The sequence below is a fragment of the Rhizobium sp. IY2 genome (genome assembly GCF_047532935.1).
GTDB classification, from domain to species: Bacteria; Pseudomonadota; Alphaproteobacteria; order Rhizobiales; family Rhizobiaceae; genus Rhizobium; species Rhizobium anhuiense.
Window position 1 is genome coordinate 60,254 of sequence record NZ_JBLKNU010000014.1, and the last position, 15,099, is coordinate 75,352.

13 protein-coding genes are annotated in these 15,099 nt (G+C 61.3%); 3 read left to right on the forward strand and 10 right to left on the reverse strand.

Annotated features, from left to right (window positions below):
• Window positions 1–3 precede the first annotated feature (3 nt).
• The 3 genes from ACMUVN_RS30100 to ACMUVN_RS30110 all read left to right on the forward strand — a co-directional run bounded on the left by ACMUVN_RS30100 (window position 4) and on the right by ACMUVN_RS30110 (window position 2,808).
• Window positions 4–678: an aldolase gene (locus tag ACMUVN_RS30100; RefSeq protein WP_063473490.1), complete on the forward strand. Its 675-nt coding sequence runs from the start codon at window positions 4–6 to the stop codon at window positions 676–678.
• 173 nt (window positions 679–851) lie between these two features.
• Window positions 852–1,520 carry a haloacid dehalogenase type II gene (locus ACMUVN_RS30105; protein ID WP_063473491.1) on the forward strand — a complete coding sequence of 223 codons (669 nt, stop codon included), beginning with the start codon at window positions 852–854 and terminating at the stop codon, window positions 1,518–1,520.
• Window positions 1,521–1,533: 13 nt separating this feature from the next.
• Window positions 1,534–2,808 (forward strand): NAD(P)/FAD-dependent oxidoreductase, encoded by a 1,275-nt coding sequence (locus ACMUVN_RS30110; protein ID WP_132575050.1) that lies wholly within the window; start codon window positions 1,534–1,536, stop codon window positions 2,806–2,808.
• 88 nt (window positions 2,809–2,896) lie between these two features.
• Here ACMUVN_RS30110 and ACMUVN_RS30115 read toward each other — a convergent pair whose 3' ends face one another.
• The 10 genes from ACMUVN_RS30115 to ACMUVN_RS30160 form a co-directional block, all read right to left on the reverse strand.
• The gene (locus tag ACMUVN_RS30115) at window positions 2,897–3,202 is read right to left on the reverse strand and encodes a DUF982 domain-containing protein (protein ID WP_063473502.1); all 306 of its coding nucleotides are present in this window, start codon (window positions 3,200–3,202) and stop codon (window positions 2,897–2,899) included.
• A gap of 83 nt (window positions 3,203–3,285) precedes the next feature.
• On the reverse strand, window positions 3,286–3,483 hold the full coding sequence (locus ACMUVN_RS30120) for a hypothetical protein (protein WP_063473493.1): 198 nt from the start codon (window positions 3,481–3,483) through the stop codon (window positions 3,286–3,288).
• Window positions 3,480–4,214, reverse strand: coding sequence for a ThiF family adenylyltransferase (locus tag ACMUVN_RS30125; protein ID WP_245450250.1), 735 nt, complete (start codon window positions 4,212–4,214; stop codon window positions 3,480–3,482). The genes ACMUVN_RS30120 and ACMUVN_RS30125 overlap by 4 nt, the downstream gene beginning before the upstream one ends.
• A gap of 224 nt (window positions 4,215–4,438) precedes the next feature.
• Window positions 4,439–6,022 carry an aKG-HExxH-type peptide beta-hydroxylase gene (locus ACMUVN_RS30130; protein ID WP_414815870.1) on the reverse strand — a complete coding sequence of 528 codons (1,584 nt, stop codon included), beginning with the start codon at window positions 6,020–6,022 and terminating at the stop codon, window positions 4,439–4,441.
• Window positions 6,023–6,126: 104 nt separating this feature from the next.
• The gene (locus ACMUVN_RS30135; protein WP_132575046.1) at window positions 6,127–7,821 is read right to left on the reverse strand and encodes a S8 family serine peptidase; all 1,695 of its coding nucleotides are present in this window, start codon (window positions 7,819–7,821) and stop codon (window positions 6,127–6,129) included.
• A gap of 33 nt (window positions 7,822–7,854) precedes the next feature.
• Window positions 7,855–8,886, reverse strand: coding sequence for a phosphatase PAP2 family protein (locus ACMUVN_RS30140; RefSeq protein ID WP_028755630.1), 1,032 nt, complete (start codon window positions 8,884–8,886; stop codon window positions 7,855–7,857).
• Window positions 8,887–8,927: 41 nt separating this feature from the next.
• Window positions 8,928–10,883 carry an SARP family transcriptional regulator gene (locus tag ACMUVN_RS30145; protein ID WP_028755631.1) on the reverse strand — a complete coding sequence of 652 codons (1,956 nt, stop codon included), beginning with the start codon at window positions 10,881–10,883 and terminating at the stop codon, window positions 8,928–8,930.
• Between the two features lie 224 nt (window positions 10,884–11,107).
• On the reverse strand, window positions 11,108–12,565 hold the full coding sequence (locus ACMUVN_RS30150; protein WP_132575044.1) for an NAD-dependent succinate-semialdehyde dehydrogenase: 1,458 nt from the start codon (window positions 12,563–12,565) through the stop codon (window positions 11,108–11,110).
• Window positions 12,566–12,580: 15 nt separating this feature from the next.
• A complete protein-coding gene (locus ACMUVN_RS30155; protein WP_132575042.1) occupies window positions 12,581–13,624 on the reverse strand; it encodes a tartrate dehydrogenase in 1,044 nt (347 codons plus the stop codon).
• Window positions 13,625–13,633: 9 nt separating this feature from the next.
• Complete coding sequence (locus ACMUVN_RS30160; RefSeq protein ID WP_132575040.1) at window positions 13,634–15,097, reverse strand: aldehyde dehydrogenase family protein; 1,464 nt, start codon at window positions 15,095–15,097, stop codon at window positions 13,634–13,636.
• Between the last annotated feature and the right edge of the window lie 2 nt (window positions 15,098–15,099).

Here is a 15,099-nt window from a genome sequence, read left to right on the forward strand (position 1 = left end):
GTCATGTCCGACGCGCGCCTGCGTGAGGAAATCTGCCGATACGGCCGCTCGCTGTTCGAGCGCGGGCTGACGCCCGGTTCGTCGGGCAACATATCGTTGCGGCTGGAGGACGGCGGCTGGCTGGTCACGCCGACCAATGCCTCGCTCGGCTTTCTCGACCCGGCACGGATCTCCAGGCTCGATGCCGAAGGCCGGCTCCTGTCCGGCGACAAGCCGACCAAGGAAATCCCGCTGCACACGGCCCTCTACGACACGCGCGGCAGCGCCCGCGCCATCGTCCATCTTCACTCCACCCATGCGGTGGCGCTGACCATGCTGCCGGAGATCGATCCGCGCGCCGCCCTGCCGCCGATGACGCCATATTATCTGATGCGCGCCGGCGAAACCGCGCTGGTGCCCTATTATCGTCCGGGCGATCCTGATGTGGCCGATGCCATCCGCGGGCTGGCGGGCAAGTATTCGTCGGTGCTTCTGGCCAATCACGGACCTGTTGTCGCCGGCGACAGCCTGGAAGCGGCGGTCTTCGCCACTGAGGAACTGGAGGAAACCGCAAAGCTCTATCTGCTGTTGCGCAACCTCAATCCCCGTTTCCTCAGCCCGGCTCAGGTGGCCGATCTCGTCAAAACCTTCGGCCTCGACCTTCCGTCGCATCACGATCATGATCACGACGGTGATTGAAAGCGTCACTTCGCCGGCCGTTGCCTGCGGGCGAATGCGCGCAACCTTCTGCCAAACCCCGCTTTCGATACGATAGATTCTGCTTCCGATGCTGCCAATTCAGGCGAGCTGCGGGGGAAGCGGTGCTTATGATTGTGACACGTCCCCAGTTCCGATCATTCAAGGATACGCAGATGACGACGTTTCGTCCGAAATACATCACCTTCGACTGCTACGGCACGCTGACCAACTTTCAGATGGCGGAAGCGGCCCGTGATCTCTACGGCGAAGAGCTCGACGAGCGGCGCATGGCGGAGTTCATCAAGAATTTCGCCGCCTATCGGCTCGACGAGATCCTGGGCGACTGGAAACCCTATGCCGAGGTGGTGCACAATTCACTCGAGCGGACATGCAAGCGCAATGGCGTGACCTTTCGCGATGAAGCGGCAAAGATGATCTATGAGCGGGTTCCGACCTGGGGGCCGCATCCGGACGTGCCGGCCGGGCTCGCCAAGGTCGCCAAGGAAATCCCTTTGGTGATCCTCTCCAACGCGATGAATTCGCAGATCATGTCGAACGTTGAAAAACTCGGCGCGCCCTTCCATGCGGTCTATACCGCCGAGCAGGCGCAGTCCTATAAGCCGCGCTTCAAGGGCTTTGAATATATGCTTGATATGCTCGGCTGCGGGCCGGAGGACGTGCTGCACTGCTCGTCCTCCTTCCGCTACGACCTGATGTCGGCCCACGATCTCGGCATCAAGAACAAGGTCTGGGTCAATCGCGGCCACGAGCCGGCCAATCCCTATTACGGCTATGTCGAAATTCCTGACATCTCGGGCCTGCCTGGCGTCGTCGGGCTCTGACGGAGGCACGCGGATGCAGTTCGAATCCTACTGGCACGACACGGCACCAGCCTTTGCCGGCGGCGCACAAGGCCCCGTCGAAGGACATTACGATGTCGCCGTCATCGGCGCCGGCTTTACCGGGCTTGCCGCGGCGCGCCAGCTTGCAAGGGCCGGCGTCAAGGTCGTGGTGCTGGAGGCCGAACGGGTCGGCTGGGGGGCATCGGGACGCAATGGTGGACACCTCAACAATGGGCTCGCCCACAGTTTCCTCTCCGCCAAGTCAGCACTCGGCGCGGAGCGAGCTGTCGCGCTTTACAGGGCACTCGACGATTCCATCGACACGATCGAGGCTGTTATCGCCGAGGAGGGGATCGACTGCAATTTCCGCCGCGCCGGCAAGCTGAAGCTTGCTTCCAAGCCGCAGCATTTCGATGCCATTGCCCGCAATTTCGAGGCTGTCCACAAAGAGGTCGATCAGGATACCGCACTTCTGACCGCCAATGAGCTGAAAAGCGAGGTCGGCTCGCCCTTCCATGGCGCCATGCTCTCGAAGAAGAGCGCGATGATGCATATGGGCCGCTATGTCGCCGGGCTCGCCACCGCGGCTGCCCGCCACGGCGCCACCATTTTCGAAAAGGCGGCGGTGACGGCACATCGGCAGGGCAACGGCCGCCACAGCCTTACGACTGCACGCGGCACCGTCACCGCCGACCACGTGCTGGTCGCGACAGGCGCCTATACGCAGTCGCTCTTCAGTTATTTCCGCCGCCGGATCGTTTCCGTCGGCAGCTTCCTGATCGCCACCCGTCCGCTGACCGACGCCGAAATTGCCGCGACGATGCCGGGCAACCGCACCTGCGTGACGTCGATGAACATCGGCAATTATTTCCGGTTGTCGCCGGACAAGCGGCTGATCTTCGGCGGTCGCGCCCGCTTTTCCGCCACGTCGGATCAGCGATCGGACGCAAGGAGCGGCGATATTCTGCGCGCCAGCCTGGCTGAGATCTTTCCGCAGCTTGCCGGCGTCGAGATCGACTATTGCTGGGGCGGGCTCGTCGACATGACCAAGGACCGCTATCCGCGCGCCGGCTATGTCGACGGTGTCTGGTATGCCATGGGCTATTCCGGCCACGGCGCCCAACTCTCCACCCATCTCGGCATGATCATGGCCGACGCCATCCTCGGCAAGGCCGACCGTAACCCAATCAAGGGTCTCGACTGGCCTGCCGTTCCCGGTCACTTCGGCAAACCGTGGTTCCTGCCGCTGGTCGGGCTTTACTACAAGACGCTCGACCGCTTCCAGTAACGGGCCGGATCAGTCCGATTGCAGCCGCTGTTCCAACCGAAGCGGCGCGATGGGGCAGGATTGAGATAAGCACCTGCGCGGCGGTCAATTATCTGGCTTCGCTGACTGGATAGATCCTGAGAATCCCAAGGCGGTTATCAGTGGTGATCGCTGCAATACCGGCTTCATATGCGGCGCGGACGATTGCCTCATGCAATTTCTCGGGTTCGCTCTCTCCGGTAAGGACCTCCAAACAGATTCTCACCGCCGTGAGGAATTCCTCACCATCGTCGGTGGGCCATTCCTTCAGCAACAGTTGGGCAGCCTCACGAGCGGTACGGATCACCCGGCGATCTTTCCCTTCGGCAAAAACAAGAATTATTGTTGGGAAGCTTCTCAACATATCGAATCTCATTGCGCCTGAACTCCGCGGGGCGGCCAGTGCCAATGCCGGGCCATGGTTTCGGACCGAGATCGACCACACATTCTCGTCAACCATCAGCTAGCCAGATTGGCTTTCAGCTCACGGGCTGCCGCCTCAAGGAGTCGCTTGAATTCTTCGGAGGTCACGCCATCGGCGCGCATCACCATGGCGATCAGTGGATCGCAAAGAGCTTCGGATATCGTCAGCTCATCGTTCTTTCCTGCGGTTGCGCCAACGGAGCAGCAATATCCCGACAAAGATAGTGTGTTCATGGACATACCTTGCATTCGGGGTGTTCGCAGCGAGAACGTAGCTCGGCCTGATTGCTTTTGAGGTCCAATATCCATCGGCGTCCCCGTGCGGCCGAGTGTCTCGAAAGGCATTTTTGGGCAACCCGCGACACGGCAAGGCCGGCGATAAATGCGTTCTCGGCAGCGGCCGGTGGAGCGAGAAAGCCGTCGTCGGTTGCGACCTGGGCGGCGCAATGGCAGACGGGACAGGCGTCCTCATGCACTGCGACCGAGGGACCTGCGATGCCATAGGCTTCGGAGCGGCCGACATGCAGATGGGGCGGCAGGCCGGCTTTCGATGCGTGGCAGGCCGTCAGGAACTCTTGGGCCGGATGAGAATCGTCGCCGGCAAGAACAACGAACGGATTGTGGGCGTAATCTGCGATCAATCGGAGCGCTGCGGCCCCTGCCGCAAATTCCGGCAAAGCGAAGACCTTGGCCGAGAAACACGCGGCCAGACAGGTCGCCAGCTTGTCCGTCTTCAACCGGCCGAGATCAGCTTCGCTCGCCCATGGGACATGGTTCAAGTTGTTCTCGTCGATACGATCCGCATCCACGAGAAAGAAATGGCGCGCGCCGTGGGCCGCAAGCTGGATGGCAATCTGCGAGCCCAAGCCGCCGCATCCGATAATCACGAAGTCGATTTCGCGAAAACCTGAGAAGTCGCGTTGACGATGGCGAAGAGGCGTGAGGAAGGCGTCGTCGTGATCCATTGCGGTGGAGACATATTCGTCCTCATCCGGCATATTGGAACCGTCCAAAGAGACGCCGAACGCAGGTCTTGTAACATTGGGGCTCCGTTCCTCGACAGGATCAGCACTATTGCCGATGAACAGAGCCCCTCTGCCGCCCCACCCCAGCCTATGGGTGAAGAAGTTCGGGAAATCGACGGGCGCGCTAGCGGCCGCCGGTAGTCGTTGAGACCGATAGTTGACCATCAGATCGCCTCCATCTCTCTGGGCGCGATCCCGCGGATCGTCGCGGCGTAGTGTCCGTAATCCTCGCCCATCGCGTGGTCGGGGGTCTTCGCAATCACGTGGAATTTGCCGTCATACCAGAGGCTGACATTGTCGCCGCTGTCATCGATCTCGCGCCGGCCCATCCGAGGATCGATCGGCTCCTTGCCGCGCAGCAGCATCTGTCCAATATCCCAGGCTTGCCGATCGAGAATGCGCTGGCGCTCGGCAAGATGCGCCTGGCGGTGCGCAATGGGCTCTTCGGCAAGCAACTGGCTCACGAGGAACAAGATCCGACTGCTCCAGAAAGGAATGGCGGCGATGTCTGGGAGGTCGAGGAGGACATCGCCGCCGAGACGTTCGATACCTTTCCGAGCGATATCGATGAGCGGGACTTGCCGTGCGGCATAGGCAATTATGAATGCCGTCTTCCCGGCGCAGCGCTCAGGATCCGTCTCGGTGGATAGGCATGCCATGCGCAAGGCGCATTCCCAGGGAATGGTGTAGGCCGTATGCAGGATGCTTTCGAACGTCTGTAGGTCCTTCTTGTATGGGGAAACATATTGGAACTCGCCAGGCAGGGATGCCGCCGCCGAGGTCGTATAAAACCCGAGCAGGATATTCCCCGCCTCATGAAGCAGTTGGGCCGCTGTCGCGGCATGATCGCCGGCGCGCAATCTCTCCCTGGAAAGGACGATGAGCGCGCTGCCCGGCAATTCGTTCGAACTCGAAAAGGAGCAGTGCGGTTCGCGCCGCACGCCAACGTAAAGCGTGTGCAGCCCGGCGATCAGACGTTGATGGCCGTACTCGTCCAAGTCCGCGATTAATGCGAAGGCCTTCTCCAGATGGTCGGCGATGCGATCCAATTCCGCATCGTCCGTGATCGCATAGCCGGGCCGGGGATAGTCCGGCATGCATTGGCGGAGGAGGGCTTGCATGATACGGCTTCGCGCTGGACTTTCGATGTGCACGAGGCCGATGCCGCAGGCGAGCCGGCACGCTGGCTGACGTTCGAGTTCAACATCCGATGCGATCAGATCCGGCTGCAGATAGCGGCCGACGACCTGCACATCGGGGCGGGCCGCCTGCCATTCCAGACTGCGCGCGAGCGCACCCATCCAGGCTGCAAGTACGGATGAACGGTAAGGGTCGGCGCCGACCGGTCCGGCAACTGCTGGCGGAAGCTCCGGCAGGCGAGTGTATCCGCCATCTGCAAGGTCGGGGAAATAACCTGACAATGCCTCTACTCCAGCCGAACAACCTGCGAGCTTCGAAGCCGCCGCAAGCGTGCGGCCATATTGGAGGCGTCGCTTCAAAAGGTTGCGTGTTGCCACACGCTGCAGGGAGACGGTACTTGCCATCAGGGGATTGCGCTTGAGCAGGCGGCGCGCCTCATCTGCCAACTCTTGTATGCGGGACGCGGACATCGGCAGCCTCCGTGAGTTTGTCTTCGGGCGGATCAAGGTTGCATCTCGGGCAAAAATGCCGGAGTTCGGGACGACTTCGTGCGACATCGGAACGTTGTGCGTCGTCGGTTGAGAGGCACTATTCCCCAAGGGCGTCATTCGCCCGCCAGTTCGGCGTTAAAAATCCGTAAAAACGACGTCAACAAAGAAAAAGCCTCCTCGATCGAGGAGGCTTAGAATTTTGGATAACGCATCCGTAGCGGTCAGATCGCCAGAGCCGCCTGTACCGCCGCCCGCGCATTCGGCAGGCCCGACCCGAAGAAATAGGCCGCGTCGAGAGCGTCCTCGCTTTCTGCATTCATGCAATCCGCCGTCAGTTTCCTCGTTCCGGGTGCGACAATGGCGTCCAGGCGCGACGCGGCTTTCAGAATGGACTTGACCTGAGGCCCCGAGAGGCGGTCACCGGGACTATGGCGGCTCTTATAGGCCCGCTGAATCAGGGCGCATAGGCCCCCCACCTGCGCCGACGCGCCGGAGGTGCCCCCGAAGGTGGTGTAGTATCCGCCACCGATGCCCGGATTGGTTCCGAACGGCACGATCGCCGACCATGGATCGGAGCCGTGATCATAGCCGAAAATCCCCGACAGGTCCGTCGTCAGCAGCGAGAAGTGCGAATAGTAGTATTCCCGCGTTCGAAAGGCACTGTAGTCGTGCTGTGCGGCAAATGGCGAAAGCCGGTCGAGGCGTAACTGATGCCGGCTGAAGACCTCACCGTCGTCGGAGGGGGAGACAACCGTCAGTCCTTCGCCGTAATTGCTGTAGCCCGAACGGAAACCTTCGACGGTAACGGCCCCGACGGCGATGATGCCGTTGTCATCGGCGGCAAGACTTGCCGGATAGATCAGCTGGCTCTCGCCACTGTTTCCCGCGGCGCAGACGATCGGAATGTGCTTGCTGACGGCGAGGATGAGCTGTTTGAGGATATGCCACGGGCGATCGGGATTGGAGCCTATCTGCGCAGCCTTCGGCTCCAGTTCAGGCCCACCTTGGTCGGCGAAGGCAATGCGCGCGAAGAGATTGGCGGCATCCTGGTTTTTCCATATTTCCAGGTCGGCCTTCAGCTCGTTCTTTGGATCGACCACGCTGCGTTTCGGGTCAGGCAGACCGCGTGGCATGACGATCACGTCCACCTTCTGATGATAGGCATAGAGAAAGGCTGCGATGAACTGCCTGACATCGTCTTCGAAGGACGTCCTGATCGAGATGAGCCTTGAAAAGGGATCAACGCCGAAATAGGGGATGACGTTGCGATTGCCGCTCGTATGCAGCTCGTCACCATCACCGTAGAAGGCTCCTTCCGGCGGAAGGCTTGGCGTGCCTTCTTCTGCAACAACGGCGGGTTCGCCGACGATCAGCCCTGCGCAGCACGTACCATGCGATGCAAACAGCGATTCCGGATTGTAGAGCCGCCGGAGAACACCCTCCGACGCGGCATATTCCGCAACCAGGTCACTGAGATAGTCCCGGTCGTCATTCGAAAGGCCGATATTGCCGAGCGGAGTGATGTTGAGCCCCGCGAAGAAGGCATGCCGTTCCTCACGGTCAAAGGACGTGGTCGTATCGAGAATTTCGAGCACGCGCGCGCCGTAACGATGGGTCGTCAAATCGATTGACGCCTCCCGGTCAAGCCGGGTTGCCAGATTGGGATGATCCGGAGATACGCCGACATCGATCAGCGCGACCCGTGCGGGTCGCAGCGGGCCGACGGAAGCGATCGCATCCCAGACCGTGCCAGTGATGAGGGGATCGGGCAGCGCGCGTGCGGCGCTCGCATCGGGCGCTGGAGGCACCGGCGGAGCCGATCCGTATTCCGCGTCGACTACGCCAAGAGCAGTCAGGTGCCAGAGATAGTAGTAGTTGATCGGCGCGGGCTCAGGCATTTGTGTTTGATCCGTCATGGTTGTAATCCTGTTGAGTAGCAACTGGAGAATTCAGACCCATTCGTCGTGTACGGCCTGGAACAGTGGACCGAACGCGTCGTGGAGGTAGGGGGCGAAGCGTCGGGCGAGATCTCGTCCTGCCTGTGTGTCGCTCGGGTAGTGCAGGCCGGCCCATTCGCGATTTTCGGCAACGTTCTGGGCGATGCGGGCAAGCTCGTCGGTGGCCGGATGTTCCGGCAGGATCGTCGAGAACGCGAAGGCGATCGAAAAGCACTGGAACGAATGGTTGCTGGGATAGGACTCGTGGACCGGCACGGCCAGCAACGGTCGCAGCATGGGCTCAAACTGGTTTGGCCGCAGCCGGTTGAACTGGCTCTTGTAGATCAGTCCGACATATTCGCAGGCCGTCAGGATCGCCTGGAAAAGGCCCTCCGTCTGCTCGAAGCCGCCGAGATCCTCGATATGCAATGCGCGGGTGAATTCTCCCACGGAGATCGTCGACTCGATTTGGATGTCGGGCAGGCGCCGCACGCGTTCGCGGTCGCGGCGTTGCATGGAGAGGAGCACCGTCGTTTCGAGGCGGGTATAATCCGGGCCGGGCGGCGGAAGTATATCCAGCATTTCCCAGGTGAAGCGCCGCGCCGCGCTATAGGCGTTGCGTGACGGCTGCTGGTGTAGCCTGCGCAGCTCGAAGGAGGGGATAAGCTGCGACACGCCGAGGCTGGCGCCATCCATCGTCGACTTGTTTTTATTCTTATTTTTATTCTTGTTTTTGTTCTTGTTTTTGTTCAGCGACGCCTTGTTGAGCACCGACTTGTTCGCCACGCTCTTGTTGAGGACCGAGGCTGCGGCCATCGTCGCCATCATAGGCGCGGCCAGAGACGATGCATCTTCATCCGTGCCGGAAAGCGCAGGTTCGGAGGCTGCATCAGGTGCAGCTTCCGACGCACCGGTGAGAGGATCAGCACCTGCATTGTCCCTGGGTTCGCATGGAAGGACCGTATCCGGTTCAATCCTGAATTTATAATTGTTTAGAAATGAGACGATTCTTGATTGCGATTCGTGGGCGGTGTCCGCTTCCATTGCAGCCTCCTTGCGCGATGATGTGAAGAATTGTCCGGGGTTCAGCGCAGCTTGGCGCCGGCCTTGAGAAGGCCGTCGATCAAGATCTGGCCGCCGCCTGTGTCGAGCAGCGGATAGCCGCTGCCGCGGAAGGCGTTGATAGAGAAGCCGCCCTCGACCGCCTCAAGACGCTGCAGGTAATGCCGCGCGCCGACGAGATCGTTGGAATGGGCATGACTGGAGGCAAGATAGCGCAGCAGACTGTTGAAGTTCGGTCGTGTCCGCAGGGCTTCTTCGCCCGCAGCTATGGCTGCGCCATGATCGCCTGCAAGCGCTGCCGCAATGCATTTGGTCGTATCGAAGTAATATTTATGCGGGCTGTAGACGCCGAGCTCTTGTACCCAACGCGCCATGGCCACTGCCTTGTCGGGCTGGCCTGCATAGCAGTGCAGCATCGCGTAGAGGTCCCAACTGAGCGGCAGGGCCGGATTCAGGCGGATCGATTTTTCGAACAGGTTGGCCGCATAGTCGTATTCGCCGAACAGGAACGAATGGACGTGGCCGACGAGCGCAAGCGACACGGAATTCTGCGGATCGAGTTCCAGCGCCTTGCGTGCATAGGCCTGGGCTTCCTCGATCAGATGAGCATCCAATGCGTTGAAACGTTGGCCGACCTGGAAAGTCCGAATGAAGGACAGCCAGGCAAAAGTCGATGATCGCGGCTGATACTGGATCTGTTCTTCCAGGCGCCGTTCCGCATTATCCAGGTCGCCGCGCGAAAGCCGAAAGATGGCATTGACGGCGTCGATCAGGAGACCGTCTTGCGACAATCGGCTGTCGGTTGCCTGCATCTCCTGGAAATAGGCCAACTGATCGACGGCCTGGCTGATCAGCGCAGCGGCGATGCCGAATTCGCCCCGCTCGAACTGCGTGCGGTTGATTGCCTGACTGCCCAGCCAATGAATACGGTTGTTGATCAGGTGCTTCATCACCAGTTCGATCAGCACCATGTCACCATCAAACGTCAGGCGAAGCTGTAGGCATATGGGAAGGCTGATCTGCTGTTCGCTCTCTTCAATATTTGGCAAGGTGAAGGAGAGGTCGGTGACGCCAAATCCCAGCCCATCGATGATGGCTTTTGCAATGAGGTTCTGGAACCGTGTCGCAGCAATTTGTCCGCCCTCTCCGGCACCCACCACGATGGGGGACAGAAGCGCCATCATCCATTGCCACTCACCGCCAACCCGCCGCCCATTTGGGCCGCTGCTGGCGATATCCACGGGTTTGCCTGTTCTCGACGTATCCGGGGCGCCTGTTAACGGCAGCAGCGCGGAATGTTTGGCGACATCGCGGCTCGGCTGCTGTCGCGGCTCGAATACATCGTGGACTTGTCCTTCATCGAGACGGCGATACCAGTTTTGCCGTTCCAGCGCCAACCAGTCCTCGAATTCGGGATCGCGGATGTCGATACCTTCGAGCAATTCGTCGGTGACTTGATCCGGAGACCGCTCCGTCTGAACCACCAAGTCGGTATCGAGCACGAGTCGGTCCGTATCCAGCCAAACCGTATTCTTATCCGCAATCAAGAGATCACGTGCCGACCCCAGACTCTTGTGAATGTCCAAAAGCGCCTGGCGTAGACTGGCTGCTGCCTGGTCATCGGAGCGATCGCTCCATAACTTATCCCTAAGCCAGATTCTCGAGCGCGAGCCCCGGGCGGACAATGCAAGCATCGCCAGAAGAGCCTGTGCCTTTTTGGATTTCGGAGTAACCGAGCGCCCCCCGGCGTCCACAAGGGCAAAAGGCCCGAGCAGGAACATCCGAAACGGATCGTGCTCCTTGTTCATGCGATCCACCGGCCCCGCCCCCGTTGCCTCCGAAACGCTCGTTCGGCGGCCGGAAAACCTAGCATCCGGGGACCAGTCTGCCACAACTACGGCGTCTGGCAAGCAACCGGAAAGGGAAACCGGGATTGCGAAATGTAAATCTATGCTGTGACGATGATCGAATTGAAGCATAACCGGCTGAAATCCCTCTGCGTAACTTCGCAAATCGGCCGTAGCACCCTGCCGTCAAAGCAGCGTCAAAGAAATGTTGTCTAGGCACCGTAATTTGCAGCCATCCGCCAAAGGTTGCGGAGTGCTCAAAACGACTTGTCGGCGTTGCTCCAGCAGGAGGATCGACCGTCGCTCCGATCATCCAGCGCCGGGATCATGTCCCGGCGCTCTTTGCGTTCTGTCGGTCAGGCGAGGCCGCCGATGTGGAAGCTCTTCATTTCCAGATATTCATCGATGCCGCATTGAGCGCCTTCACGGCCGAGGCCGGACTGCTTGACGCCGCCGAAGGGCGCGACCTCGGTGGAAATCGCCCCGGTGTTCAGGCCGAGCATCCCGAATTCCAGCGCTTCGGCGACACGCCAGGAGCGTTTCAGGCTCTCGGTGTAGAAATAGGCGGCTAGGCCGAAGGGCGTGGCGTTGGCGATGCCGATCGCCTCTTCCTCAGTGTCGAAACGGAAAAGCGGGGCAACGGGCCCGAAGGTCTCTTCGCTGGCAAGCTGCATGTCGGTGGTCGCACCGCCGAGCACCATCGGCACGGCATATTGATCGCCTTCAGGCACGAAACCTGCGGTGGCGAGGATCCTCGCTCCCTTTTCCACCGCATCGTCGACATGACGCTTGATCTTCTCGATCGCCGCCTTGTTGATCATCGGGCCAATATCCGTGCCGGCCGCCGTGCCGGCCCCGACCTTCATGGCCGATACGCGTGCGGAAAGTTTGGCGGCAAAGGCCTCGTAGACACCGGACTGGACGAGAAGGCGGTTGGCGCAGACGCAGGTCTGCCCGCCATTGCGGAATTTCGATGCGATCGCGCCTTCCACGGCAAGATCGAGATCGGCGTCGTCGAAGACGATGAAGGGCGCATTGCCACCGAGTTCGAGGCTAAGTCGCTTGACGCTATCGGCTGCGCCGCGCATCAGCAGCGAGCCGACGCGGGTCGAGCCGGTGAAAGAGATCTTGCGGACGGTCTCGTTCGCCATCAGCTCGTCGCCGATCTGGGTGGGCAGGCCGGTGACGATATTGATGACGCCCTTCGGGATGCCGGCGCGCTCAGCCAGGACGCCCAGCGCCAGGGCCGAATAAGGGGTCAGGTCCGATGGCTTGATGACGACGGTGCAGCCTGCGGCGAGTGCAGGCCCGACCTTACGGGTGATCATCGCATTTGGAAAATTCCACGGCGTGATGATCGCCGACACGCCGACCGGCTCCTTCAGAACGACGATCCGCCGGTCCGCCGTCGGCGAGGGAATGGTCGTTCCGCCGATGCGGCGCGCCTCCTCGGAAAACCATTTGATGAACGAGGCGCCGTAGCGGATTTCGCCGCGCGCCTCCGTCAGCGGCTTGCCCTGCTCACGGGTGAGGATCAGCGCCAGATCCTCGATATTGTCGAGCATCAGATCGTGCCAGGCTTCCAGCAATGCTGCGCGCTCGGCATTGGTCTTTGCCCGCCATGGACCGAAGGCCCTTTCCGCCGCGGCGATTGCCGCCCTGGTATCGGCTCCGTCCATGTCGGGCACCGTGCCCAGCACGTGCTGCGTCGCCGGGTCGATCACTTCGATCGTATTCCCGGCTGCGGCCCCACGCCATTCTCCGTCGATCAGCCCTTGCTGGCGAAGCAGGCTGCTATCCCTTAATCCGTTCATTCTGTTCTCCATTGATCAGTCAAGTGCCGAAAGCACCGATGCGGTGATCGCGTCGGTCTTGTCCTTGCCGGGAATGGCGCCGATGCCGCGTGCGGTCGTCGCCTCGATTGATGCCATCACCTTTGCGGCAGCGGCCGTTTCTCCCAAATGCTCCAGCATCATCGCGCCCGACCAGATGGCGGCGATCGGATTGGCGATGCCGAGATGGGCGATATCGGGGGCGGAGCCGTGGACCGGTTCGAACATCGATGGCGCGGAGCGATCGGGATTGATATTGGCGGAGGCTGCAAAGCCGAGCCCGCCCTGGATGGCGGCGCCGAGATCGGTCAGGATATCGCCGAACAGGTTGGAGGCGACCACGACGTCGAGACTATCGGGCGCCATGACCATGCGGGCGGCCATGGCGTCGATATGGTAGCTGGTCACGTCGACATCGGGATATTCGGCAGAAAGCCTCTGGGTGATCTCGTCCCAGAAGACCATCGAATATTTCTGGGCGTTGGACTTGGTCACCGAGGCAAGCTTGCCGCTGCGCGCACGCGCTTGCTCAAAGCCGAAACGCAGGATGCGCTCGACCCCCTTGCGGGTGAAGATCGAGGTCTCCACAGCCACCTCGCTGTCGGTGCCCTGATGGACGCGGCCGCCGGCCCCGGAATATTCGCCCTCGGTGTTTTCGCGAATGCAGAGGATGTCGAAGCTATCAGCCCTTAACGGCCCCTGCACACCCGGCAGCAGCCGGTGCGGGCGGATATTGGCATATTGCACGAAAGCCTTGCGGATCGGCAGCAGAAGCCCGTGCAGCGAGACGGAATCTGGCACCTTGTGGGGCCAGCCGACAGCGCCGAGCAGGATGGCATCGAAGGACCGGAGCGTTTCGATGCCGTCGGCGGGCATCATGCTGCCGTTCTCCAGATAGTAGTCGCAGGACCAGGGATAGCTGGTTGCATCCAGAGAAAATCCGTTCAGGCGAGCTGCCTTTTCGAGCACGGCCCAGGCTGCTGCCGTCACGTCACGGCCGATGCCGTCTCCGGGCAGAAGGGCGATCTTGTAGGTCTTCATCGCAGGTCCTCACAGGCTGATGAGCACACTCTTGCTCTTGCGGTTGGCGAGATAGGCGTCGCGGCCGAGATCCTTGCCGATACCGGACTGCTTGTAGCCGCCGGTCGGCAGGATATGGTCGCGCGAGCGGCCGTAGCGGTTGACCCAGACGGTGCCGGCCTGCAGGCGGCACGTTACGCGGATGGCACGCGACAGATCCCGGGTGAAGAGGCCGGCGGCGAGCCCGTAAGCCGGATGGTCGGCGAGGCTCAGCGCCTCCTCCTCGTCCTCGAAAGTCTGAATGGTCAGCACCGGTCCGAAGATTTCCTCGAGAACCGCCGGCGACGTTGCCGTCACGCCAGACATCAGCGTTGGGGCGTAGAAATAGCCTTCGCGGTCGAGGCGGCGGCCACCGGTGAGGCACTCGGCCCCGCCGTCGATCGCGGCGCGGATGATACCGTCCATGCGGGCGATCTGGCGTTCGGAGATGACGGGCGAATAATCGGTTGCTTCATCCCAGGTGGGGCCGGGGCGGATGACCGCCAACCTCTCGACAAGTGCGGCTGCGAGCGCGTCCGCCACCTTCGCCTCGACGATCAGGCGGGAACCGCAAACGCAGGCCTGACCGGCGTTGGAGAGAATGCTGCCGGCGATTGCGCCCGCAGCAAGCTCGAGATCGGCATCGGCAAAGACCAACTGCGGACTTTTGCCGCCGAGTTCGAGCGTCATCGGCTTGACGCCGGTGCGAGCGATATTGGTCATGATCGCCGAGCCGGCCGCAGTCGAGCCGGTAAAGCTGACCTTGGCGATGCCGGGATGTCCGGTGATCGCATTTCCGGTGGTCGGGCCGTCACCGAGCACGATGTTGACGAGACCGGCCGGCAGACCGGCCCGCACCGAAAGTTCGGCGAGATAGAGTGTCGAGAACGGCGTCATCTCCGATGGTTTCAACACCACCGCATTGCCCGCCGCCAGCGCCGGGCCGAGCTTCCAGCCCGCCATGGACAGGGGAAAATTCCAGGGCGTGATGGCGCCGACGACACCGTAGGGTTCGGTCATGATCATGCCGAAATTGGTATCGTCGGTCGGAACGAGGTCGCCGCCTTCCTTGTCGGCGAATTCGGCAAAGAAACGGATCTGCTCGGCAGTGACGGCGATGTCGCCGGCGACGAGATGACCGATGGGCCGTGTCGACGAGAGCGCTTCAAGCCTGGCGAGGGTCTCTGCCTCCGCCTCGATCAGATCCGCCCAGCGCTGCAACGCCACGGTGCGCTCGCGTGGCCGCACGCCGCCCCAATTGCTCGTCCTCAACGCCTTCTTGGCGGTTTCGACAGCGTGGTCGACAAGGGCTGCGTCAGCCAGCGGGCAGCCCGCATAGGCCTTGCCGTCGGAGGGACGATGCATGTCGATCACGGCTTCGGCCGGAATCAGCCGGCCGCCGATGAAATGCCCGACGGGCAGGGAAATCGTGTTCGGATCGAAGCTGAGTGTCATCG